Annotated in this window: 18 protein-coding genes; 9 read left to right on the top strand and 9 right to left on the bottom strand. The window is 69.9% G+C overall.

Annotation, left to right across the window (positions count from 1 at the left end; all coding sequences use genetic code 11):
* Nucleotides 1–10 precede the first annotated feature (10 nt).
* The 3 genes from ACIBJH_RS32290 to ACIBJH_RS32280 form a co-directional block, all read right to left on the bottom strand.
* Nucleotides 11–970 carry a carbohydrate ABC transporter permease gene (locus ACIBJH_RS32290; protein ID WP_399120436.1) on the bottom strand — a complete coding sequence of 320 codons (960 nt, stop codon included), beginning with the start codon at nucleotides 968–970 and terminating at the stop codon, nucleotides 11–13.
* Nucleotides 970–2,256, bottom strand: coding sequence for an ABC transporter substrate-binding protein (locus tag ACIBJH_RS32285; RefSeq protein WP_399120435.1), 1,287 nt, complete (start codon nucleotides 2,254–2,256; stop codon nucleotides 970–972). The genes ACIBJH_RS32290 and ACIBJH_RS32285 overlap by 1 nt, the downstream gene beginning before the upstream one ends.
* Before the next feature lie 113 nt (nucleotides 2,257–2,369).
* Nucleotides 2,370–3,386, bottom strand: coding sequence for a carbohydrate kinase family protein (locus tag ACIBJH_RS32280; protein ID WP_399120434.1), 1,017 nt, complete (start codon nucleotides 3,384–3,386; stop codon nucleotides 2,370–2,372).
* Between the two features lie 151 nt (nucleotides 3,387–3,537).
* Here ACIBJH_RS32280 and ACIBJH_RS32275 point away from each other — a divergent pair, with 151 nt between their 5' ends.
* From ACIBJH_RS32275 to ACIBJH_RS32255, 5 genes are all read left to right on the top strand, one after another.
* Nucleotides 3,538–4,302 (top strand): DeoR/GlpR family DNA-binding transcription regulator, encoded by a 765-nt coding sequence (locus tag ACIBJH_RS32275; RefSeq protein WP_317879370.1) that lies wholly within the window; start codon nucleotides 3,538–3,540, stop codon nucleotides 4,300–4,302.
* On the top strand, nucleotides 4,299–5,636 hold the full coding sequence (locus ACIBJH_RS32270) for a 6-phospho-beta-glucosidase (protein WP_399120433.1): 1,338 nt from the start codon (nucleotides 4,299–4,301) through the stop codon (nucleotides 5,634–5,636). The genes ACIBJH_RS32275 and ACIBJH_RS32270 overlap by 4 nt, the downstream gene beginning before the upstream one ends.
* 101 nt (nucleotides 5,637–5,737) lie before the next feature.
* Nucleotides 5,738–8,797 (top strand): alpha-mannosidase, encoded by a 3,060-nt coding sequence (locus tag ACIBJH_RS32265; protein ID WP_399120432.1) that lies wholly within the window; start codon nucleotides 5,738–5,740, stop codon nucleotides 8,795–8,797.
* An 87-nt stretch (nucleotides 8,798–8,884) separates the two neighbouring features.
* Nucleotides 8,885–10,135, top strand: a complete 1,251-nt coding sequence (locus tag ACIBJH_RS32260) for an alpha-L-fucosidase (RefSeq protein WP_399120431.1) — start codon at nucleotides 8,885–8,887, stop codon at nucleotides 10,133–10,135.
* Nucleotides 10,136–10,312: 177 nt separating this feature from the next.
* Complete coding sequence (locus ACIBJH_RS32255; RefSeq protein WP_399120430.1) at nucleotides 10,313–11,197, top strand: sulfotransferase family protein; 885 nt, start codon at nucleotides 10,313–10,315, stop codon at nucleotides 11,195–11,197.
* Between the two features lie 3 nt (nucleotides 11,198–11,200).
* Here the strand turns inward: ACIBJH_RS32255 and ACIBJH_RS32250 are convergent, their stop codons facing one another.
* Complete coding sequence (locus ACIBJH_RS32250; protein ID WP_399120429.1) at nucleotides 11,201–12,886, bottom strand: carbohydrate binding domain-containing protein; 1,686 nt, start codon at nucleotides 12,884–12,886, stop codon at nucleotides 11,201–11,203.
* A gap of 155 nt (nucleotides 12,887–13,041) precedes the next feature.
* The gene (locus ACIBJH_RS32245) at nucleotides 13,042–14,190 is read right to left on the bottom strand and encodes an ATP-grasp domain-containing protein (protein ID WP_399120428.1); all 1,149 of its coding nucleotides are present in this window, start codon (nucleotides 14,188–14,190) and stop codon (nucleotides 13,042–13,044) included.
* Between the two features lie 325 nt (nucleotides 14,191–14,515).
* On the opposite strand from ACIBJH_RS32245, the gene ACIBJH_RS32240 reads away from it, so the two are divergent.
* Together ACIBJH_RS32240 and ACIBJH_RS32235 are read left to right on the top strand one after the other, a co-directional pair.
* Entirely contained in the window at nucleotides 14,516–15,424 is a 909-nt protein-coding gene (locus ACIBJH_RS32240) for a metallophosphoesterase family protein (RefSeq protein ID WP_399120427.1), read from the top strand.
* Nucleotides 15,372–16,052, top strand: coding sequence for a 4'-phosphopantetheinyl transferase (locus ACIBJH_RS32235; protein ID WP_399120426.1), 681 nt, complete (start codon nucleotides 15,372–15,374; stop codon nucleotides 16,050–16,052). Before ACIBJH_RS32240 ends, ACIBJH_RS32235 begins: the two co-directional genes overlap by 53 nt.
* A 6-nt stretch (nucleotides 16,053–16,058) precedes the next feature.
* Here the strand turns inward: ACIBJH_RS32235 and ACIBJH_RS32230 are convergent, their stop codons facing one another.
* Nucleotides 16,059–16,286 carry a hypothetical protein gene (locus ACIBJH_RS32230; protein ID WP_399120425.1) on the bottom strand — a complete coding sequence of 76 codons (228 nt, stop codon included), beginning with the start codon at nucleotides 16,284–16,286 and terminating at the stop codon, nucleotides 16,059–16,061.
* 218 nt (nucleotides 16,287–16,504) lie between these two features.
* Between ACIBJH_RS32230 and ACIBJH_RS32225 the strand changes: the two genes are divergently transcribed.
* Entirely contained in the window at nucleotides 16,505–17,530 is a 1,026-nt protein-coding gene (locus tag ACIBJH_RS32225; protein WP_399120424.1) for an alpha/beta fold hydrolase, read from the top strand.
* Nucleotides 17,531–17,563: 33 nt separating this feature from the next.
* On the opposite strand, the gene ACIBJH_RS32220 is transcribed toward ACIBJH_RS32225, so the two are convergent.
* On the bottom strand, nucleotides 17,564–18,220 hold the full coding sequence (locus ACIBJH_RS32220; RefSeq protein WP_399120423.1) for a helix-turn-helix domain-containing protein: 657 nt from the start codon (nucleotides 18,218–18,220) through the stop codon (nucleotides 17,564–17,566).
* Nucleotides 18,221–18,443: 223 nt separating this feature from the next.
* Between ACIBJH_RS32220 and ACIBJH_RS32215 the strand changes: the two genes are divergently transcribed.
* Nucleotides 18,444–19,106 (top strand): hypothetical protein, encoded by a 663-nt coding sequence (locus ACIBJH_RS32215; protein WP_399120422.1) that lies wholly within the window; start codon nucleotides 18,444–18,446, stop codon nucleotides 19,104–19,106.
* Between the two features lie 39 nt (nucleotides 19,107–19,145).
* Here the strand turns inward: ACIBJH_RS32215 and ACIBJH_RS32210 are convergent, their stop codons facing one another.
* Nucleotides 19,146–19,907: a cache domain-containing protein gene (locus tag ACIBJH_RS32210; RefSeq protein WP_399120421.1), complete on the bottom strand. Its 762-nt coding sequence runs from the start codon at nucleotides 19,905–19,907 to the stop codon at nucleotides 19,146–19,148.
* Nucleotides 19,908–19,946: 39 nt separating this feature from the next.
* The gene (locus ACIBJH_RS32205; protein WP_399120420.1) at nucleotides 19,947–20,690 is read right to left on the bottom strand and encodes a FadR/GntR family transcriptional regulator; all 744 of its coding nucleotides are present in this window, start codon (nucleotides 20,688–20,690) and stop codon (nucleotides 19,947–19,949) included.
* Nucleotides 20,691–20,720 lie beyond the last annotated feature (30 nt).

Genomic DNA, 20,720 nt, shown 5'->3' with positions numbered 1-20,720 from the left:
ACCGAACTCCCTAGTCTTCGCCCCGGCGCTGCACCAGGCGCCAGTTGACGATGGAGAAGAGGATGACGACGAGGAAGATGCCCCAGGCCACGGCGGCGCCGTAACCGAAGTCGTTGTTGTCGAAGGTCTGTTGGAAGAAGTACAGGACCATCGTCTGGCCGGAGTGGCCCGGACCGCCCGCGAACGTCGAGTCGTTCGAGGTGTTCTGCAGCAGCACTTGTGGTTCGGAGAAGCTCTGGAGGCCGGTGACCGTCGAGATGACGAGCACGAACAGCAGCACAGGGCGGAGCATCGGCAGCGTGATCCGGAAGAACGTTTGGACCGGTCCGGCACCGTCCATCCGGGCCGCTTCGTACAGTTCGCTCGGGATGGTCTGCAGACCGGCGAGGAAGATGATCGCGTTGTAGCCGGTCCACTGCCAGGTCATCAGCGTCGCAATCGCGATCTTGATGCCCCATGGGGTGTTCAGCCAGGCGATCTGGTCGATGCCCACTGCCTGCAACAGGGCGTTCACCAGGCCGAAGTTGGTGGAGAACACCGAGCCGAAGACGATCGCGATGGCGACCACCGAGGTGACGTTCGGCAGGAAGTAGGCGAAGCGGTACACGTTCTTGAAGCGGACCGCCGAGTTGAGCATCACGGCCGTCACCATCGCCAGGAAGATCATGGGGAAGGTGGCCAGCGCCCAGATGATCAGGGTGTTGCCGATCGAGTTCCAGAAGTCGGTGTCGCTCAGCAGGTACTTGTACTGCGACAGACCCGCCCACTCCATGGAGCCGAGGCCGTCCCAGCGGTGCAGGGAAAGGTAGAACGAGAACCCGACGGGGATCAGCCCGAAGCAGAGGAAGAGCAGATAGAACGGGGAGATCGCGGCATACAGATGCCAGTACTTGCGGAAGCCGCTCTTCGGCTGCGAGGCGGCTGACGAACTGCCCACGGCGGTCGGTGGCTTGTCCAGTGCGGTGGCCATCAGTAGCTCACCCCCAGGTGGTCCGCGATGCGCCGGCACTTCCTCATGGCGTCACTCCAGGCCTTCTTCGGGTCCTTGCCGAGGACGCCTACGTTCTTGATCTCGTCCTTGATGGGCTGCCCGAGCGCGATGTCGAACGGGCTGTTGTAGGCGACCGTGATCTTCTGTGCCGCCGGACCGAAGACGTCCGTCGTGATCTGGCCCCCGAAGAACGGGTCGGGCGCCCGCAGTTGCTTCAGGGCGTACGACGCCGGAGTGGAGGGGAAGAGACCCGCGTCGACGTAACCCGAGGCCTGGTTGGCCGCGTTGAGCATCCACGCGATGATCTCGAAGGCCCGCTCCGGCTCCCGGCACGCCTTGGTGATCGACAGGAACGAGCCGCCGTTGTTGGAGGGCCGCACCGGCATGTCGGCAATCCGCCACTTGCCCTTGGTCTTCGGGTTGCCGTTCTTGATGTCGTACGTCGCCCAGGAAGCGCCGAGTTGGCTGGGGAGCTTGCCGTCGTCCACGGCGGAGATCTGGTCAGGGGTACCACTGACGAAGTCGGAGACGATCCTGCGCTGCTTGGCCTCCACGGCCAGTGCCCAGGCGTGCCGGACATGCTCCTGGTCGCCGATGAAGTGCCGGTTCTTGTCGACGTACCGCTTGCTGCCCTGGTTCACCACGTTCTCAAGGACACTGTTGACGTCCGTGACCAGGGAGGTTCCGGGAATCCGCTTCCTGAGCTGCTCGCCCGCCGCGAAGAACTTCTCCCAGGTGTTCAACTCCTGGGAGACGTCGGCCGGTTCGTACGGCAGCCCGGCCTTGCGGAACACGGCGTACTGGTAGAAGTGCGCCACCGGACCGCAGTCGATGGGGAAGCCGACCATCGTGCCGTCGTCGGCGATGCCCTGCTCCCACTTCCATGCCAGGTACTGGCTCTTGTACTTGTCCGCGCCGAGTGTCCTGAGGTCCACGAACTGGTCGGCGTTGGGCAGATAGGACGCCATGTCCTCGCCCTTGAGGCCGGCGATGTCGGGGATGTGGGCCCGGCCGGCCATCGTGGTGATCAGCTTCGACCGGTAGTAGCCGCCGATCTTGATCGCCTGGAGGTCGACCGTGGAGTCGTAACGCGCCTTGGCGTTCTTGACGACCGTGTCGCCGAGGCCGCCGTCCCAGTACCACAGGACCATGTTCCGGCCGGTGGAACCGGTCGGTACGGCGCAGCCGGACGCCAGGCCGCCGAGCGCCGTGGCGGCCGTACCGGCCAGGCCAGCACGGAGCAGGCCTCTTCGTGAGAGCCGCACAGCTCCCACCGCCTTTCGGATCTGTTCGATCTGTTCGGGTCGTGCATACGAGGTGCTGAAGTGGGGGGAATTGCAGGGGACTTGCCGGGTGCTGCTTGCGAGGTGGTGGGGGGTTACTGCCGTGCGGGGGGAGTGACGGGCGCGTAGGCGACGGGAGGGCCGGGGTCCGCCGGGATCCTGTCGACGAGGAAGCCGTATGCACGCCGCAGTTCGGGATCGCGGACTGTATGCAGCCAACGGTCGACGCCGTACCAGCCCGGAGCCGCCAGCGCGCCGCTGGGATGCTGGACGGACAGCCCGGCCGCGAGCACCGCGAACCGCAGCCGTTCCTCCAGCGGCCAGCCGCCGAGCGAGGCCGCGACGAAGCTCGCGCCGAACACGTCACCGGCGCCCGTCGCGTCCAGGACGTCCACGGCCAGGGCCGGGACCTCCGCGTACTCGCCGGTCGTCTGGTCGACGGCGATCGCCCCGTCGCCGCCCCGCGTGATCACCGCGACCGGCACCAGTTCGGTGAGGGTGCCGAGCGCCGCGACCGCGCTGTCGGTGCGGGTGTATGCCATCGCCTCGGCCTCGTTGGGGAGGAAGGCGTGGCACAGGGTGAGCTGGTCCAGGAGGTCCGTGGACCACTGCTGGGTGGGGTCCCAGCCGACATCGGCGTAGATCTGCGTGCCGTTCGCGGACGCCTTCGCGAGCCAGGCGCGCGGTTCGGCCTCGATGTGCACCAGCGCCGTCCGCGCCTCGGGCGGGTCGCCCATCAGCACGTCCTGCGAGAACGGCGGTTCCTGGCCGTGGGTGACCAGCGCCCGGTCGTTGCCGTGGGCGAGCGAGACGGTGACGGGGGTGTGCCAGCCGTTCGCGGTGCGGGACAGGGAGAGGTCGACGCCCTCCTGGCCGGCGAGGATCTCGTGGCAGTACGCGCCGTAGAAGTCGTCGCCGAAGACCGTGGCCAGGGAGGTCTTCAGACCGAAGCGGGACGCGGCGACCGCGAGGTTCGCGATGCCGCCGGGGCCGCAGCCCATGCCGGACGTCCAGATCTCCTCGCCCGGCGTCGGCGGCTGCCCCAGACCCGTGAGGACGAGGTCGTAGAAGAGCAGCCCGGTCAGCAGCACATCGGGCCGGGGGTCGTCCACGCGCGCATCCTCTCGTCGGCACGTCGTCTGGAGAGTTCGTCAAAACTCTTCATTTCGGTGACCGGAATCGTGCGCTGCTCGACGAGATTGGTCAATACCCAAGCAGAACTGAGCATAGAAATGATTGAAGATGACGAGTAGTGTTCGCGGCGTGCTGGCAGAACGACGACATCAACTCATCCTGCGGGCCCTGCGCTCCGGGGGCCCCGCGGCCGTGACCGATCTCTCCGAGCAGCTGGGTGTGAGCCCCGCCACCATCAGGCGTGACCTGCTCAAACTGGAGGAGGACGGGCTGCTCACCCGGGTCCACGGCGGTGCCGTGGCCGACGAGGGCGACCAGCCCTTCGCCGAGGTCGCCGAGGTGCGGGTGGCCGAGAAGGACGCGATAGCCGCGCACGCCGCCGCCATGGTGGCCGACGGCCAGTCCGTCCTCCTCGACATCGGCACCACCGCCTACCGGCTCGCCCGGCAACTGCACGGCCGCCGCCTCACCGTGATCACCAGCAACCTGGTCGTCTACGAGGAGCTGGCCGACGACGAGGGCATCGAACTGGTGCTGCTCGGCGGCATGGTCCGGCGCGAGTACCGCTCCCTGGTGGGCTTCCTCACCGAGGACAACCTGCGCCAGCTGCACGCCGACTGGCTCTTCCTCGGCACCAGCGGTGTGCGGCCCGGCGGACAGGTGATGGACACGACGGTCGTCGAGGTGCCGGTCAAACGGGCCATGATCAAGGCCGGCGAGAAGGTCGTCCTGCTCGCCGACGCGCAGAAGTTCCCGGGTACGGGCATGGCGAAGGTGTGCGGTCCCGAGGACCTCGACGCGGTCGTGACGAACGCCCCGGTCGATCCGGCGACCCGCTCCTCCCTGGAGGAAGCGGGCGTCGAGGTCGTCGTGGCAGGAAAGGTGAAAGCGTGAAGCTGACGATTCTGGGCGGCGGCGGATTCCGCGTGCCGCTCGTGTACGGGGCACTGCTGACGGACCGCGGCGAGGGCCGGGTCACCGAAGTGGTGCTGCACGACCTCGACGACAGTCGACTGTATGCGGTCGCCCGCGTACTGGCCGAACAGGCCGCAACCGTCCCCGACGCCCCCAAGGTCACCGCCACCACCGACCTCGACGAGGCCCTGCGGGGCGCCGACTTCATCTTCTCCGCGATCCGCGTCGGCGGCCTGGAGGGCCGCGCCAACGACGAGCGCGTGGCACTGGCGGAAGGCGTCCTCGGCCAGGAGACGGTCGGCGCCGGCGGTATTGCCTATGGTCTACGAACCGTCCCCGTAGCCGTCGACATCGCGCAGCGCGTGGCCCGCCTCGCCCCCGACGCCTGGGTCATCAACTTCACCAACCCCGCGGGCCTGGTCACCGAGGCCATGTCCCGCCACCTCGGCGACCGCGTCATCGGCATCTGCGACTCCCCGGTCGGCCTCGGCCGCCGTATCGCCAAGGTGCTCGGCGCCAACCCGCGCGAGGCCTTCATCGACTACGTCGGCCTCAACCACCTCGGCTGGGTACGCGGCCTGCGCGTCGCCGGCCGCGACGAACTCCCGCGCCTGCTCGCCGACCCCGACCTGCTCGGCTCCTTCGAGGAGGGCAAGCTCTTCGGCACCGACTGGCTCCAGTCGCTCGGCGCCATTCCGAACGAGTACCTGCACTACTACTACTTCAACCGCGAGACCGTGCGCGCCTACAGCGAGGTCGAGCGGACCCGCGGCGCGTTCCTGCGCGACCAACAGGCCCAGTTCTACGACGAGATGAAGCGCCCGGACGCCTCCGCGCTGACCGCCTGGGACCGCACCCGCGCCGAGCGCGAGGCGACCTACATGTCCGAGAACCGGGAGACGGCCGGCGCCGGCGAACGCGACGCCGACGACCTCTCCGGCGGCTACGAGAAGGTCGCCCTCGCCCTGATGCGGGCCATCGCCCGCGACGAGCGCACCACCCTGATCCTCAACGTCCGCAACCAGGGCGCGCTGTCGGTCCTCGACACGGACGCCGTCATCGAGGTGCCGTGCCTGGTCGACGCCAACGGCGCCCACCCCGTCGCCGTCGACCCGCTGCCCGACCATGCCACCGGCCTGGTCTGCGCGGTCAAGGGCGTCGAGCGCGAGGTCCTCGCGGCGGCCGAGAACGGCTCCCGTACGACGGCGGTGAAGGCCTTCGCGCTGCATCCGCTGGTCGACTCCGTGAATGTCGCGCGCCGCCTGGTCGAGGGCTACACCGAGGTCCACCCGGGTCTGGCGTACCTTAAGTAGGCACCGCCCGGTAAGCGCTTTCCCCGAGATCTCGGCAGCGAGTTCTCACCAGCTCCCCAAGCTCTCAACAGCTCAGCTCCCTGGTTCCCTGGAGACCTCCCATGCACGACGAACGCAGCCGGATCGAGGAGCGCGTCCAGCGCGCCCACGACCAGCGGATCAAGCCCGCGATCTACGCGGCCACCGCGCCCTTCACGGTCGAGGCCTGGCAGGCCCCCGGCGAGCCGGTCTCCTTCGAGGAGGCCGCGGCGGCGCCGTACAAGCCGTTCGCGATGGACACCCCGTGGGGTCCGCCCTGGGGCACCACCTGGTTCCGGATGCGCGGACAGGTGCCCGCGGAGTGGGCCGGGAAGCGCGTCGAGGCCGTCATCGACCTCGGCTTCACGGGCGACTGGCCGGGCAACCAGGCCGAAGCGCTGGTCCACCTCGTGGACGGGACGCCGCTGAAGGCGGTCAACCCGCTCAACCAGTACGTCGCGATCGCCAACCCGGCGGAGGGCGGCGAGGTGATCGACTACCTGGTCGAGGCGGCCTCCAACCCCGACATTCTCGCGAACAACTTCGCGGAGCCGACCCCGCTCGGTGATGTACTGACGGCGGGCGACCGTCCACTGTATACATTCCGCCGCGCCGACCTCGCCGTCCTCGACGAGGAGGTCTTCCACCTCGACCTCGACGTCCAGGTGCTGCGCGAACTGATGCTGGAACTCGGCGAGCACGACCCCCGCCGTCACGAGATCATGCACGCCCTGGACCGGGCCATGGACCTCCTCGACCTCGACGACGTCTCCGGTACGGCCGCCGACGTACGGGCCGCGCTCAAGCCCGTGCTGTCCAAGCCCGCCAACGCCAGCGCGCACATCGTCTCCGGTGTCGGACACGCGCACATCGACTCCGCGTGGCTGTGGCCGATCCGCGAGACCAAGCGCAAGACGTCCCGCACCTTCTCGAACGTGACGTCGCTCGCCGACGAGTACGAGGACTTCATCTTCGCCTGCTCGCAGGCCCAGCAGTACGAGTGGGTGCGCGACAACTACCCGCAGGTGTGGGCCCGCATCCAGGAGTCCGTCAAGCGCGGCCAGTGGGCGCCGGTCGGCGGCATGTGGGTCGAGTCCGACGGCAACCTGCCCGGCGGCGAGGCCATCGCCCGCCAACTCATCCACGGCAAGCGGTTCTTCATCGAGCACTTCGGCGTCGAGACCAAGGGCGTCTGGCTGCCGGACTCCTTCGGCTACAACGCGGCCTACCCGCAGCTCGCCAAGCTCGCCGGCAACGAGTGGTTCCTCACCCAGAAGATCTCCTGGAACCAGACCAACAAGTTCCCCCACCACACCTTCTGGTGGGAGGGCATCGACGGCACCCGCATCTTCACCCACTTCCCGCCGGTCGACACCTACAACGCCCGCTTCAGCGGCGAGGAGATGTCCCGCGCGGTCCGCAACTACCAGGAGAAGGGCAACGCCACCCGCTCCCTGGCCCCCTTCGGCTGGGGCGACGGCGGTGGCGGCCCCACCCGCGAGATCATGGAACGGGCGCGCAGGCTCGCCGACCTGGAGGGCTCGCCGAAGGTCGTCGTCGAGCACCCCGACGAGTTCTTCGCCAAGGCCCGCGCCGAGTACCCCGACGCCCCCGTCTGGGTCGGCGAGCTGTACCTCGAACTCCACCGCGCCACCTACACCTCCCAGGCCCGCACCAAGCAGGGCAACCGGCGCAGCGAACACCGCCTCCGCGAGGCCGAGTTGTGGGCGACCACGGCCGCGCTGCACGTACCGGGCTACGCCTACCCGTACGAGAAGCTGGACCGGCTGTGGAAGACGGTGCTGCTGCACCAGTTCCACGACATCCTGCCGGGCTCCTCGATCGCCTGGGTGCACCGCGAGGCGGAGGCCGAATACGCGCGCGTGGCAACGGAGTTGGAGGAGCTGACGACGGCGGCCGTGGCCGCGCTGGGCGGCGGCGGTACCACCGTCTTCAACACCAGCCCCTACGACCGCGCCGAGGTCATCCGCACGGCGACCGGTGTGCCGATGTACGCGACGGTTCCCGCGAGCGGCAGCGCCCCGCTGGCCGCCGAGTACGTCCCGCAGGCGGTGACCGTCACCGACCGCGTCCTCGACAACGGCATCGTCCGCGTCGAACTCGCCGACGACGGCACCCTCGCCTCCGTGCGCGACCTGCGCCACGGCGGCCGTGAAGTCCTCGCCGACCAGGGCAACTTGCTCCGTCTGCACACCGACCTCCCGAACTACTGGGACGCCTGGGACGTCGACAAGCACTACAAGAACCGCTTCACCGACCTCCTCGACGCCGACTCCATCACCGTCGTCGACCAGGACCCGCTGCTCGGCTCGATCCGCGTCGAGCGGTCCTTCGGCAAGGGGTCGAAGATCGTGCAGACGATCACCGTCCGCGCGGGCAGCGCCCGCATCGACTTCGAGACCGACATCGACTGGCACGAGGCCGAGAAGTTCCTCAAGGCCGGCTTCCCCGTGGACATCCGGGCGGCGCACTCCTCCGCGGAGATCCAGTTCGGCCACATCCAGCGGCCCACGCACACCAACACCAGCTGGGAGGCGGCCCGTTTCGAGGTCTCCGGCCACCGCTGGGTGCACCTCGCCGAGCCCGGCTACGGCGTCGCCGTCATCAACGACTCGACGTACGGCCACGACGTCTCCCGCACCGTCCGCGAGGACGGCGGTACGACGACCACGGTCCGCCTCAGCCTGGTGCGCGCCCCGCGCATCCCGGACCCGGGCGCCGACCAGGGCAGGCACCGCTTCGTCTACTCGCTGCTGCCCGGCGCGAGCATCGAGGACGCGGTCGCCGAGGGCTACGCCCTCAACCTCCCGCTGCGGGTGGCCGATTCGGGCGGAGTCCCGGAACCGGTCGTCTCCGTCGACGGCGACGGCATCACCGTCGAGGCGGTCAAGCTCGCCGACGACGAGTCCGGCGACGTCGTGGTCCGGCTCTACGAGTCGAGCGGCGGTCGCGCCGAGGGCACCCTGCGCACGGGCTTCCCGCTCGCCGGCGCCCGCATCACGGACCTGCTGGAGCGCCCGCTGGAGGAAGAGGTCTCCTTCGACGGCGGCTCGGTCGCCGTCGCCCTGCGGCCCTTCCAGATCCTGACGCTCCGTCTGAAGCGGGCGGACGCGGGCCAGTAGAACCCCGGAGGGCGGTCCCGGTCGTCGCACGCCGGGCCCGCCCTCCGGCATCCCCCAACTGACCTTGTACGCAACAGGAGTTCAGCCGTGCCCATGCAACCGTGGTTCACCGACGCCAAGTTGGGGATCTTCGTCCACTGGGGGATCTACGCCGTCGACGGCGTCCAGGAGTCCTGGTCGTTCTACGACGACATCGTGCCGCACGACCGGTACATGTCCCAGCTCGACCGCTTCACCGGCGCCGAGTACGACCCGCACGCCTGGGCCGACCTGTTCGCCCGCGCCGGAGCCAAGTACGCCGTCCTCACCAGCCGCCACCACGACGGAGTGGCCCTGTGGGACACCGAGTTCGGCGATCTCAACCTCGGCAAGGACTACATAACCGGCTACGCCGACGCGCTCCGCGAGCAGGGCCTCAAGGTCGGCCTCTACTACTCGCACTCCGACTGGAACCACCCCGACTACGCCACCACCCGCAAGCCGGGCCGCCCGCCGGAGCAGGAGGACAACCGGTACTCCGAGTGCTCGGCCGAGGACGAGGATCTGGCGGCCTGGGAGCGGTTCCTCGCCTACCGGGACGGCCAGATACGGGAGTTGGCCTCCCGCTACCGGCCCGACCTGATGTGGTTCGACGGCGAGTGGGACCGCGGCGAGGAGCAGTGGCGCATCAGGGAACTCGCCGCGCTGATCCGCTCGTACTCACCGCATGTCGTCTTCAACGCCCGCATGCTCAGCGAGGGCGACTACGCGACACCGGAACAGGGCGCTCCCATCGAACCCCCGGACGGGCCCTGGGAGTTGTGCCTCACCATCAACGACTCGTGGGGGTATCAGCACCACGACGACAACCACAAGTCGCTGAGCCAGCTGGTGCGTTACTTCACGGAGACGATCGGCGGGGGCGGCAACCTCCTCCTCGACGTCGGTCCTATGGAGGACGGCACCATCCCGCAGCCGCAGGTCGAGCGCCTCGAAGGCCTGGGGGAGTGGATCCGGAAGCACTCCGACGCCGTGTACGGCACTGTCCGCGGCCTTCCGGCCGGGCACCACTACGGGCCGAGCACCCTCTCCGCCGACGGCCGCACCCTCTACCTCACGCTGTTCGACGTCCCACGCGCCGAGATCGGCGTCCGGGGACTGGTCACCCCGGTCCGTAGGGTCACCGTGCTCGGCACCGGCACCGAACTCGCCCACCGCGTGATCGGCGGGCTCCACGAGGCGGTCGGCGTGCTGTGGATCGACCCGCCCGCCGAGGCAGACCTCGACCCGCACGCGACCGTGCTGGCCGTGGAACTCGACGGGGATCTGGAGCTGTATCGCGGCTCGGGCCGCTTCTGAGGCCCTCGCGCGTCTCGGGGTGCGGACGAGTTCCCATCAAGAATTAAGGAAGCGGTAAGCGGGCAGGTCAGCGGCTCTTTTCGGTCGATTCCGGCCCGCGCTGTTCGACTCCGGGACACCTGGAATTCGCCTGTCCCCTCTGGGATCCGAGGGGAACGGCGAGAGAAAGGTGTCAGCATGCGAGACCCGCGGATGTCCGCGATCGGCAAGGGGCTGCGGCGGCGGGGGAGGCTGATGGCGCAGGCGGTCAGCCCGCCGCGCCGCCACCTCGACGCGATGCCCGCGCCCCGGTCGGCCACCGACGGCTACACCGCGCCGCGTGCCCCGCGACTGGTGGACTCGCCGGTGTTCGTGCTGTCGTCCGTGCGCTCCGGGTCCACGCTGCTGCGGGTGCTGATGAACAGTCACAGCCGGATCCGCGCCCCGCACGAGATGCATCTGCGCACCCTGCACGTCCATCTGTCCCGTGGGTTCAGCGACGACGCCATGCGGGAACTCGCGCTCGACAAAGAGGAGTTGGAACACGTCCTGTGGGACCGGGTGCTCCACCTCGAACTGCAGCGCAGCGGCAAGGACGTCATCGTCGACAAGACCCCGCCCAACACCCTCATCTGGCCCCGCCTGCACCGATGTTGGCCGCACGCCCGCTACATCCTGCTGCTGCGCCACCCGGGCGCGATCGTCGCCTCGCTCACCGCCCGCCGGGACCATCCGGACCACGAGGCGATCCGCGCCGAAGTCCTGGGCTACGCCGAGAAGTTGGAGGAGGCCCGGCAGCATCTCGACGCCCATGTGATGACGTACGAGGACCTCACCGCCGAACCGGAGAAGTCGACCCGCGGCCTGTGCGAGTACCTCGGTGTGCCCTGGGAGAGCGGGATGCTCGACTACGGCAGTAAGGACCACGGTGTCCACCGGCCGCAGCTCGGCGACTGGAGCAGCACCCTCAGGTCGGGTCGGGTCCAGCCCGCCCGCACCGCCGATCCGGCGACCGAACTGCCGTACAGGCTGAGGGAGTTGGCGCGGACGTGGGGGTACCCGGACGGGGCACCCCCACGCTGACGCTCAGCCGGTGAAGCCGGCCGTGATGGACGTGAACTGCCAGGTGTTCTGGCTGATGCCGGAGCAGTTGCTCACCACTCCGCCACCGGCGCACCCGCGGTCACGGTTGACCGACCAGAACGCGAGCCGTGCGATGTGGTGCGAGTTCGACCAGTCCTTGATCGAGGTCCAGATCGCCGGGGTGGTGGTCTCCGACTGGTCGGAGAGACCGTTCATGCCGGAGATCCCGATGTGCGAGTAGGCCGTCGCGTCGTCCCACCCGAAGGTGGACTTCAGCTTGGTCTTCAGGCCCTCGGCCGCGGCGACCGTGTTGCCGTACATGTCGGCGCCGCCGCCGAAGTCGAACGGCATGATGGTGAAGACGTCGATGTTGGCGTTGAGCGACTGCGCCTGCTCGATCAGGCGGTTGCCGTAGTACGTCGGGCCGGTGGTCGAGGTGCCGAAGGTGACGATCGTCCGCAGGCCGGGGTTGTTGGCCTTGACGGTCTTCAGCGCGGTCAGGATCTTCGCCTGGACGGCCTCGTTCTCGAACTCGTCCGTGTTCTCGATGTCCATGTCGATCGCCTTGAGGCCGTAGGCGTCGATCACCTTCTGCAGCGCCCCGGCGAGCGCGCTCGCGGAGGAGCAGTTGGCGCCGAGCTTGCTGCCCTGCCAGCCGCCGAACGACGGCACGATGTCACCGCCGGCCGCGCGGATCTGGTTGATGGCGGTCTGGTCGACGCCACCGGTCAGGGCCCGGCTGCCGTCCCAGGCGGGGGTGCAGCCGCCGGAGTCCAGCACGAACGCCATCGTGAACCACTTGATGCCGGTCGCGCTCATCACCGTGCTCGGGCTCGGGGGATCGCCCCAGCCCTCGTACAGATAGGGCGCGGCCTGCGTGAACCCGGTGCCGCCGCCGGTGCCGGCACTCGTCGTGACGCTCACCGCGTTGGACGCCGCGGAGGAGTTCCCGGCCGCGTCCCGCGCCTTCACGGTGAACGTGTAGGCGGTGCTGGCCGAGAGCCCGCTGACCGTGGCGCTCGTACCGGAGACGCTGAGGACCTGGTTCGCGCCGCTGTAGATGTCGTACGCCGTGACACCCACGTTGTCCGTCGAGGCGCCCCATGACAGAGACACGCTGGAGGACGTCTTGCCCGTGGAGGTCAGTCCGGTCGGCGCGGTCGGCGCCTGGGTGTCGCCACCGCCACCGCCGCCGGGACCGTCGAGGCTGATGTCGTCCGCGTAGTAGGTGCCCTGCGCGTACCAGCCGTGGACGTAGATGGTGGCGCTGGTCTGCGAGGCGCCGGTGGTGAACGACGTCGTCAACTGCGCGTACGCCGACGGGGACGAAGTCCACGTCGAGGAACCGCCGTTGACACCGAGGTAGACGTAACTGCCGCGCACCCAGCCGCTGAGCGAGTACGCCGTGTTCGGTTGCACGGCGACCGTCTGGGAGCACTGTGCGGTGTCGCTCGAACTCACCGCGCCCGCAAGGGCCTTGGAGCCGCCGTGCACCGGCGAGGAGACCACCGAGCCGAGGTTTCCGGTGCAGGACCAGGGGGACAGGGAACCCGACTCGAAGCCGGGGTTGGTCAGGACGTTGGCCGCCTGCGCGGTACCGGGCAGCGCGATGGCCCCGGCCATGGCCAGGGCTGCGGTGCCGAGCAGAGCGAGGAGGCGACGTCTGGAACGTCTGAGTGTGTCGCGCACGCGATCTCCCTGAAGGAATGGGGGTGTTCGGGAGTGCTGGAAGGTGCGCAACCAATTTGGTCTGGACCAATCACGGTGTCAAGACGCTGCTCCATGATTGGCCCAGACCGGTATGAAGTTGTGGTGCGGAGGGGGAAACGGGAGACCCGGGAGGCCTAGGCGCGGGCCGCTGCCCGGCTGCCCAACTCCGGTGCCCGGGCGCTCTCCGGCTCCGCCTCGGTCTGCGCGGGCACCGTCGGGAGCAGGGGCTCCGACTCCTCCGCGCGCTGGTGCGGGAGCGTCACGGGACGCAGCTGACGGGGGCCCGAGACCACCGCGTAGTCCGCGCCCAGGAACGGCGGCTCCATCGTGCCCGGGTCCTCGCCGAGCGCCAACTGCACTGCCGCCCATGGGGCGTTGACCCCGCACAGCGACAGCTGGTGCAGGCCGCCCGCGGGGCGGGTGTTGACGTCCATCAGCACCGGCTTGTCGCCGAACATCCGGAACTGGATGTTGGACAGGTAGTGCAGTCCGAAGCCCTCCGCGATCCGGCGGGCCGGCTCCAGCCACTGCTCGTGCAGGGTGAAACCGCGCCGACGGCCGTTCTTCGTGCGGCCCACCGCGAGCCGGACCAGGTTGTCGGGACCGGTCAGACAGTCCACCGACACCTCCGGCTCCTCCAGACGCGGCATGACCAGCCAGTCGACCTGCTCGTCGGCCTGCTCCAGCGCCTCGACGACCGTGTCGAGCGGGACGTAGGGGCTCGGGAAGCCGTTGAGGTGCATGAGCGAGAAGGGGGCGCGCGTGACCACGCGGAAGCCCACCCCGCCCGCACCGGACGCCGGCTTGAAGCACGCCTTGTGCCCGTCGGCCTCCAACTCCTCTACGGCGGCGACGAGTTCGGGCGCCGTGCGGACCCGCCACCACGGCGGCACGGGTACGCCGATCGCCTGGACCGCCTCGTACGCGATCACCTTGTCGTGGAAGACGGCGACGGCCTCGGGGGTCGGCGCCAGCAGTGCCGTGCCCACCGCCTCGAAGTCCGCGCGGTGCGCCACGATCTCCGACTGGTGCAGTCGGGGCACGAACACGTCGATGCCGCGGCGGGCGCACTGGTCGAGGGCGTACTCGACGTAACCGGCCGGGGACAGGCCCTCGGGCTCCAGGTCGGCGGTGTCGGCCGCGGCCAGTACGGGGGAGTCCGCGTCGCCGTGCGTGGCATGGATCTCGACGGCCCGATCGCTGGGATTTCTCCGCAGCTGATCCATGAAGAACACGTTCTCCGCGTACGTGCGGTTGAGCCAGACGCGTACGCGAGAGACCATGCAGGGCCGTCCTTTCGGGTTCGCGGGCACGGCGGAGCGAGGCCGTGCCCGGCCAGGGTGGTTGGAGGGACACCAAACCGCCCTCGGCGAAGAGGCGTTCGTGGCGGTGGTGTTGGGGCGATCATACGGCTTTCAAGGGGTGCCGCGTGCAACGCCCGTGTTACGGATTTCCCGATCCTGCCCACCCGGCACGTGAACTCCTGCCATGGGGCCGCCCCGGGCACCGTCCGGACCGGCGTCGCCGCGGCCTCGCCGTCTTGTCGCGGAACGGCGGGATGTGATCTCGTGGCCTCATTCGTGCGCGCGGAGGCGGAGGGGGCGAGAGGTGGAGCCGACGGCCGGCGGTGCCGGACAGCTGCTGGCCATCAGCGACCTGCACATCGGGTACGCCGAGAACCGCGCCCTCGTCGAGAACATGCGGCCCGGCACGGACGAGGACTGGCTGATCGTGGCCGGTGACATCGCCGAGACCGTGGCCGACATCCGCTGGGTCCTCGAACTCCTCGCCGGCCGCTTCCGCAAGGTCCTGTGGTCCCCCGGGAACCACGAACTGTGGACCCACCCCAAGGACCCCGTCACCCTGCGCGGCGTCGCCCGCTACGAACACCTCGTCGCCCTGTGCCGGGAACTCGGCGTCCTCACCCCCGAGGACCCCTACCCGACCTGGGACGGCCCCGGCGGCCCGGTCGTCGTGGCCCCGCTCTTCCTCCTCTACGACTACTCGTTCCTCCCGCCCGGCTGCGCCACCAAGGACGAGGGACTGACGTACGCGCACGGCACCGGCATCGTCTGCAACGACGAGTTCCTGCTGCACCCCGACCCCTACCCCAGCCGCGAGGCCTGGTGCCGGGCCCGCGTCGCCGAGACCGAGCGCAGGCTCACCGGGATCCCCGACACCCTGCCCACGGTCCTGATCAACCACTACCCCTTGGACCGGCACCCCACCGAGGTCCTGTGGTACCCCGAGTTCGCCATGTGGTGCGGCACCACCCTGACCGCCGACTGGCACCGCAGATTCCGCGTGGACACCATGGTCTACGGCCATCTCCACATCCCGCGGACCACCCACCACGAGGGGGTCCGCTTCGAAGAGGTGTCCGTCGGATACCCCCGCGAGTGGCAGAAGCGCCCGGAACCCCCGGGACGACTGCGCCGCATCCTGCCGATGGAGGTCGGAGCCGGTGATCGAGGAGCTGCTCCCGGAGTCCGTGGTGACCGTGGAGACACACGGTGACGAGGGGTTCCAGGACGCCCCGCTGTACCCCGAGGAAGCGGCCCGGGTGGCCCGCGCGGTGCCCAAGCGGCGGCGCGAGTTCACCGCCGTACGGGCCTGCGCCCGGCGCGCCATGGAGAAGCTCGGCGTGCCCCCGCAGCCGATCCTGCCCGGTGCCCACGGCGCGCCGACCTGGCCCGCCGGACTCATCGGCAGCATGACCCACTGCGACGGCTACTGCGCCGCCGCACTGGCCCGCGCCGCCGACCTCGCCTCGCTCGGCATCGACGCCGAACCACATGCCCCGCTCCCCGACGGCGTCCTCCTCGCCGTCTCCCTGCCCGCCGAACAGGAACGGCTGACCCGGCTCACGGCCCAACTGCCCGCCGTCCACTGGGACCGGCTCCTGTTCAGCGCCAAGGAGTCCGTCTACAAGGCCTGGTTCCCCCTCACCGGGAAGTGGCTGGACTTCTCGGAGGCCGACATCGACCTCTTCGCTGACCCCGGCGACGAGGCGCGCGGCGGCCTGCGCGCCCGTCTCCTCGTCCCCGGCCCGGTGGTCGGCGGCGAGCGCCTCGACACCTTCGAGGGCCGCTGGACCGTACGACGGGGACTGGTCGCCACCGCGATCACGGTCCCGCATCCCTGAACCCCCTCACCCTTCCGGGCACCAGTTCTCCAGCAACCCGAAGAACGCCTCCTCGTTGCCCGCGAGTCCGGCGTCCGTCAGGGCCTGGTCCGCCTCGGCCAGCACCGAGGGTGGGACCAGGACAGGGCGTGGGTCGCCCGGGGGGCCGTCGAAGGCGGCTCTGACCGTGTGCAGCAGCCGTAGATAGGCCTGGACGGCGGCGCGCTCGCGGTCGGTCATCACTGCGGTCTGCATAGGACGGCTCTCCCCTGATCGGCGTCGTGCGCCACCGCACAGCGGTGGCACGACTCCAGCTTGCCGCCTGCCACTGACAATCCCGTTTCCCCCGGCCCCGGTTCGCCCGCTTAGCGGAGGCGAAACGTCCCCGAAATCCCCCGTGGAACAGCGGCCCTACGCTGAGAGGAAGGGCTTTGGGCCGTCCGCGGGCGGCCAGGTGAACGGGAGGCGAGTGCGTGGAGGACGTCCCGGCACGGCGCCCGGCGCGCGCCGCACGGCTGCGCCCGGTGGGCGACGAAGAACTCACACTCCAGTACCGCGTCGTGCACGGATACCGCCGTGCCTTCCGCATGGCCGGCTCGGGCCCGGCACTCGTCCTCATCCACGGCATCGGCGACTCCTCGGCCACCTGGGCCGAGCTGATCCCGCAGCTCGCCCGCACCCACACGGTGATCGCCCCCGACCTCCTCGGCCACGGCGCCTCCGACAAACCACGGGCCGACTACTCGGTCGCCGCCTACGCGAACGGCGTGCGCGATCTGCTCACCACCCTCGGCATCGAGTCCGCGACCCTGCTCGGGCACTCGCTGGGCGGGGGAGTGGCGATGCAGTTCGCCTACCAGTTCCCCGAACGCACCGAACGGCTCGTCCTCGTCAGCGCCGGCGGCGTGGGCCGCGAGGTCAACCCCGTGCTGCGGCTCGTCACCCTCCCGGGTTCCCATCTCGCCCTGTCCGCGCTGCGATTGCCCGGTATGCGTCTCCAAGTCGGCCTCGCCGTGGGCCTGATGAGACTCCTCGACACCGACCTCGGCCAGGACGCCCCCGAACTCCTCACCCTTGTCGACGCGTTGCCCGACGAGACCGCCCGCAACGCGTTCATCCGCACCCTGCGCGCGGTCGTCGACTGGCGCGGCCAGGTGGTGACCATGCTCGACCGCTGCTATCTGACCGAGGGCATGCCGACCATGCTGCTGTGGGGCGACCGGGACAGCGTGGTGCCGGTACGGCACGCCCACGGCGCCCACGAGGCCATGCCGGGCAGCCGGCTGGAGATCTTCGAGGGGGCGGGGCACTTCCCGTTCCACACCGACCCGGCCCGATTCCTCGCCCTGGTCACGGAGTTCACCCGCACCACCACCCCGGCCCACTGGAGCCGCGAGCACTGGCGCGACCTCCTGTGCGAGGGCCGGCCCGGTGTCACGGCCCAGGGCGACGCGACGGAACGGGACCTGCGGGAGGCGAGCGAACGCAGCGCGACCTGACGCTCCGTCAATTCCCTTTCCCGCGGCCCCGGATCACGACTCGGGACGCTTCACGCTCTCCAGGAGCATGTCCAGCCACTCGGCGACCTTGTCGCGGTGCTGGTCGGTCGGCAACTGCGCGGCACGCCAGGCGATTCCGCGCACCCCGTGGTCCTGCAGCAGCCGCTCCAGCGGGTCCCCCGCGGTCTCGGCCGCCGCCCGCTCACGGTCGGCGAGCTTCTGCAGCAGCTCCTGCTCGGTGCGCTGCAGGGCGCCCGCGAGGGCCTCGGGGTCCTCGGCGGTGAGGAATCCGGCGTGCACGCGGAAGAAGCGCTGGAGCGCGTCGCAGTGCTCCATGGTGGGACGCCGGTCGCCGTTGATGAGCGCACCCGCCTGCTGACGGGACATGCCGGCGCCGTCGGCGATCTCCTGCTGGGTGTACTTGCGCCCGTTGGGCTTGAGCCTCGTGCGGCGCAGCAGGTCGAGGCGTTGCAGGAACCGGGCCTGCACATCGGGCTCGCCCGCGGGACAACCGCTCAGCAGGGCCCTGACCACGGGGTCCGGGACACCGGAGGCCACGGAGAGCCGGCCCACGTGGAAGACCTCGGCCTGCGGAACGTCGAGCCGCTCGGCAAGCGCGGTGACGCGGTCGACGACGGCGGGCAGCACGGCATTGGCCGTCGTGCCCGGTACCTCGAAGCCATCCGACACCGACAGATCTCCTATGTCTCTCACAGGCTTCTCACAAACGGTGGCCGTGAACATCCCGGAGGGTAGCGGTTCGTTCGAACTCGCATCCAGGTCTCGCCACAACTGTGGCCAATTTCAGCCGTCAACCATCATGAAATGCCACGATAGTTGACACGACAAGAGTCGGGGCAGCAGGATCAGGGCGCCGCGAGAAGGCCGCATAGGCAAGAGGGGTGACCTCCCGATGGCGTATCAGGCAGGTGGGCAGCGGTCCGCGCCGCGGCCCGCCCCCGAGAGTCCCGAGGCCCAGGCGTATCTGCTGGACTACGCCACGCTGTTGGAGGCCGTCCCCTTTCCCTCCGTCGTCATGGACCACCGCTGGGACGTGGTGTTGACCAACGGCGCGTTCAAGTCACTTTTCCGGGCGGTCGGTTCGCATCCGACGGCCATGCCGGGCGACAACTTCCTCCGGTTCGTACTCTTCCACCCCGACGCGAGCACGGTTCTCGGTGAGCACGAGTCGAGTTGGTGCCTGCCGATGCTGGCCCACTTCGCCTCCGTGGTGGAGACCCACGGTCACGACCACGGTCTGCAGGCCATCCGCCGTGACATCGCCCAGGACCCGATCATGGAGGCCGCCTACCGGCAGGGCCTGCCGCACTGGATCCGCGCGGTGGGCGAGGAGGCCGTGGAGCACGACGGCGCGGTCCGTCCCGTGCTGCACCCCGACCCGCGTTGGGGTGCCACGGACTGCCGGGTCGTCGGCGAGACCCCCAAGACCCTTGAGAACATGGGCTATACGCGTCTGACCCTGGTCCTGCGCGAGGCCCGCCGCACCCCGCCGCCCAGGACGCGCAGGCCGGTTCGCGGCGCGGGACACCTGAGGGTGGTCCCGGCACCCGAGTGAGCGCTGCCCCGACTCGCTTTCTGGCTACGGGAGTCGGGGTCAGCGCTCGGCGACGACCAGGACCAGTGGCACCCCGTCGCACGGCACCAGCCGCAGCCCTCGCGCATACCCCGCCCGGCCCGCCGCCAGCGCCTCGGCGAAGTCCGGGCCCTTGCTGAGCGAACCGACCAGATGGCGTGGGTCGGTGGACGCGGCGACCCGGCCCCGCGCATTCACCAGCCTTGCGGGACCGGGCAGTTGGCGCAGCATCGGCATCACGGCGGCCTCGAAGTGCCGTAGGTACACGTCCGCCGCGGCCACCCCCGCGAACCGTCCCTCCACATGCACCGGCGCCGACAGGGTGAGGCTGTACTCGTCCGAGCAGAGGTAGTCGACGTACGGTCCGGCGACCGCCCGCTCCCCGGTGTCACGGGGCAGCGCGAACCAGTCCCAGTGCGTGTAGTCGGCGTACGCCGACTGCTCGGGATCGAGGTCGAGCAGCAGCGGCCGGATGCCCCCGTCGGACGTGGTCTGCCACCACTCAAGCCAGGCCGGTACGTCACTCAGCAGCCCCGGCGCGGCGACGAAGCCGACTCCGGACACCAACTCGTGCCGGGCGAGCCGGAGATGGAGACCCGGGCGCAGTGCGGCGAGGTCCACGGTCGCGGGGCGGCGGCCCTGTGCGGCCACCTTGGCGAGCAGCGCCGTCGTGTCGGCGCGGGTCGCGGCCACGGCGTCGAACACGGACTCCAGGGCCGAGCGCACCCCGGCCGCGACGGACTGCTCGGGTGCCGTGGCCGACGGTGCCGTCGCGAGGCTCATGCGTGCCCTCCAGCAGACGGGGAGCGGACGCGGCGACGACTACAGGGCCAGCCGCTCGGCGATCAGCCGCGCCGTCGATTCCTGCACGCACCGCTCGGCCAGCTCCCTGGCTGAATCGTGGGCCCCATCTTGCACGGCCGAGATTACGGAGCGGTGACGGTCTGCGGCTTCTTCACGATATTCGTCGCTGCCGAGCACCAGACACAGCAGCGCCCCGACCTCGGTCTGCAAGGCGACCTGTTCCCGGGTGAGCCGGGCCGACTGCGCGGCGGCGGCCAGCTCGACATGGAACCGGCCGTACACCCGACCGCGCGCCGCCGCGTCCTCGGCGTGCGTCAACTCCTCGGCCGTACGCCGAAGTTGTACGAGATCCTCGGGCTCGGTGCGCTCCGCGGCGAGCCGGGCCGCGGTGCCGGACAGGGCGGCCCAGTGGTCGCCGAGGTCGCGCAGCTCCTCGGTGCTCCAGCCGCGCAGCCGGACCTTCAGCCGCTCCTCGCCGGGGACCTCGGGCAGGGACACGAAACTGCCGCCGCCGCGCCCGCGCCGGGTGGTGACCAGCCCCTGCTGGCGCAGCGCCATCAGCGCCTCCCGCAGGGTCACCGTGGACACCCCGAGCTGCCCGGCGAGCTCGCTCTCGCCCGGCAGCTGCTCACCGTCGGCGAGCAGTCCGAGTTCGATGGCGTCCCCGAGCCGGCTGACGACGGCGTCGACCCGCGCTCGGTTGTCGACCGGGGCGAAGACGGCTTTTCGGGCGCCGCCGTTGAGGTGCTGCTGCTGGTTCACGGCCACCACCTTGCATGTTGACTCAAGCTT

The sequence above is a fragment of the Streptomyces sp. NPDC050548 genome (genome assembly GCF_044457385.1).
Lineage (GTDB): Bacteria > Actinomycetota > Actinomycetes > Streptomycetales > Streptomycetaceae > Streptomyces.
This window is presented reverse-complemented; position numbering and strand designations above follow the sequence as displayed.

Excerpts from the sequence above, each read along its gene's own strand:
- ACIBJH_RS32290 (WP_399120436.1), bottom strand. The coding sequence starts at position 970 with ATGGCCACCGCACTGGACAAGCCACCGACCGCCGTGGGCAGTTCGTCA.
- ACIBJH_RS32265 (WP_399120432.1), top strand. The coding sequence starts at position 5,738 with ATGCACGACGAACGCAGCCGGATCGAGGAGCGCGTCCAGCGCGCCCAC.
- ACIBJH_RS32255 (WP_399120430.1), top strand. The coding sequence starts at position 10,313 with ATGCGAGACCCGCGGATGTCCGCGATCGGCAAGGGGCTGCGGCGGCGG.
- ACIBJH_RS32245 (WP_399120428.1), bottom strand. The coding sequence starts at position 14,190 with ATGGTCTCTCGCGTACGCGTCTGGCTCAACCGCACGTACGCGGAGAAC.
- ACIBJH_RS32230 (WP_399120425.1), bottom strand. The coding sequence starts at position 16,286 with ATGCAGACCGCAGTGATGACCGACCGCGAGCGCGCCGCCGTCCAGGCC.
- ACIBJH_RS32215 (WP_399120422.1), top strand. The coding sequence starts at position 18,444 with ATGGCGTATCAGGCAGGTGGGCAGCGGTCCGCGCCGCGGCCCGCCCCC.
- ACIBJH_RS32210 (WP_399120421.1), bottom strand. The coding sequence starts at position 19,907 with ATGAGCCTCGCGACGGCACCGTCGGCCACGGCACCCGAGCAGTCCGTC.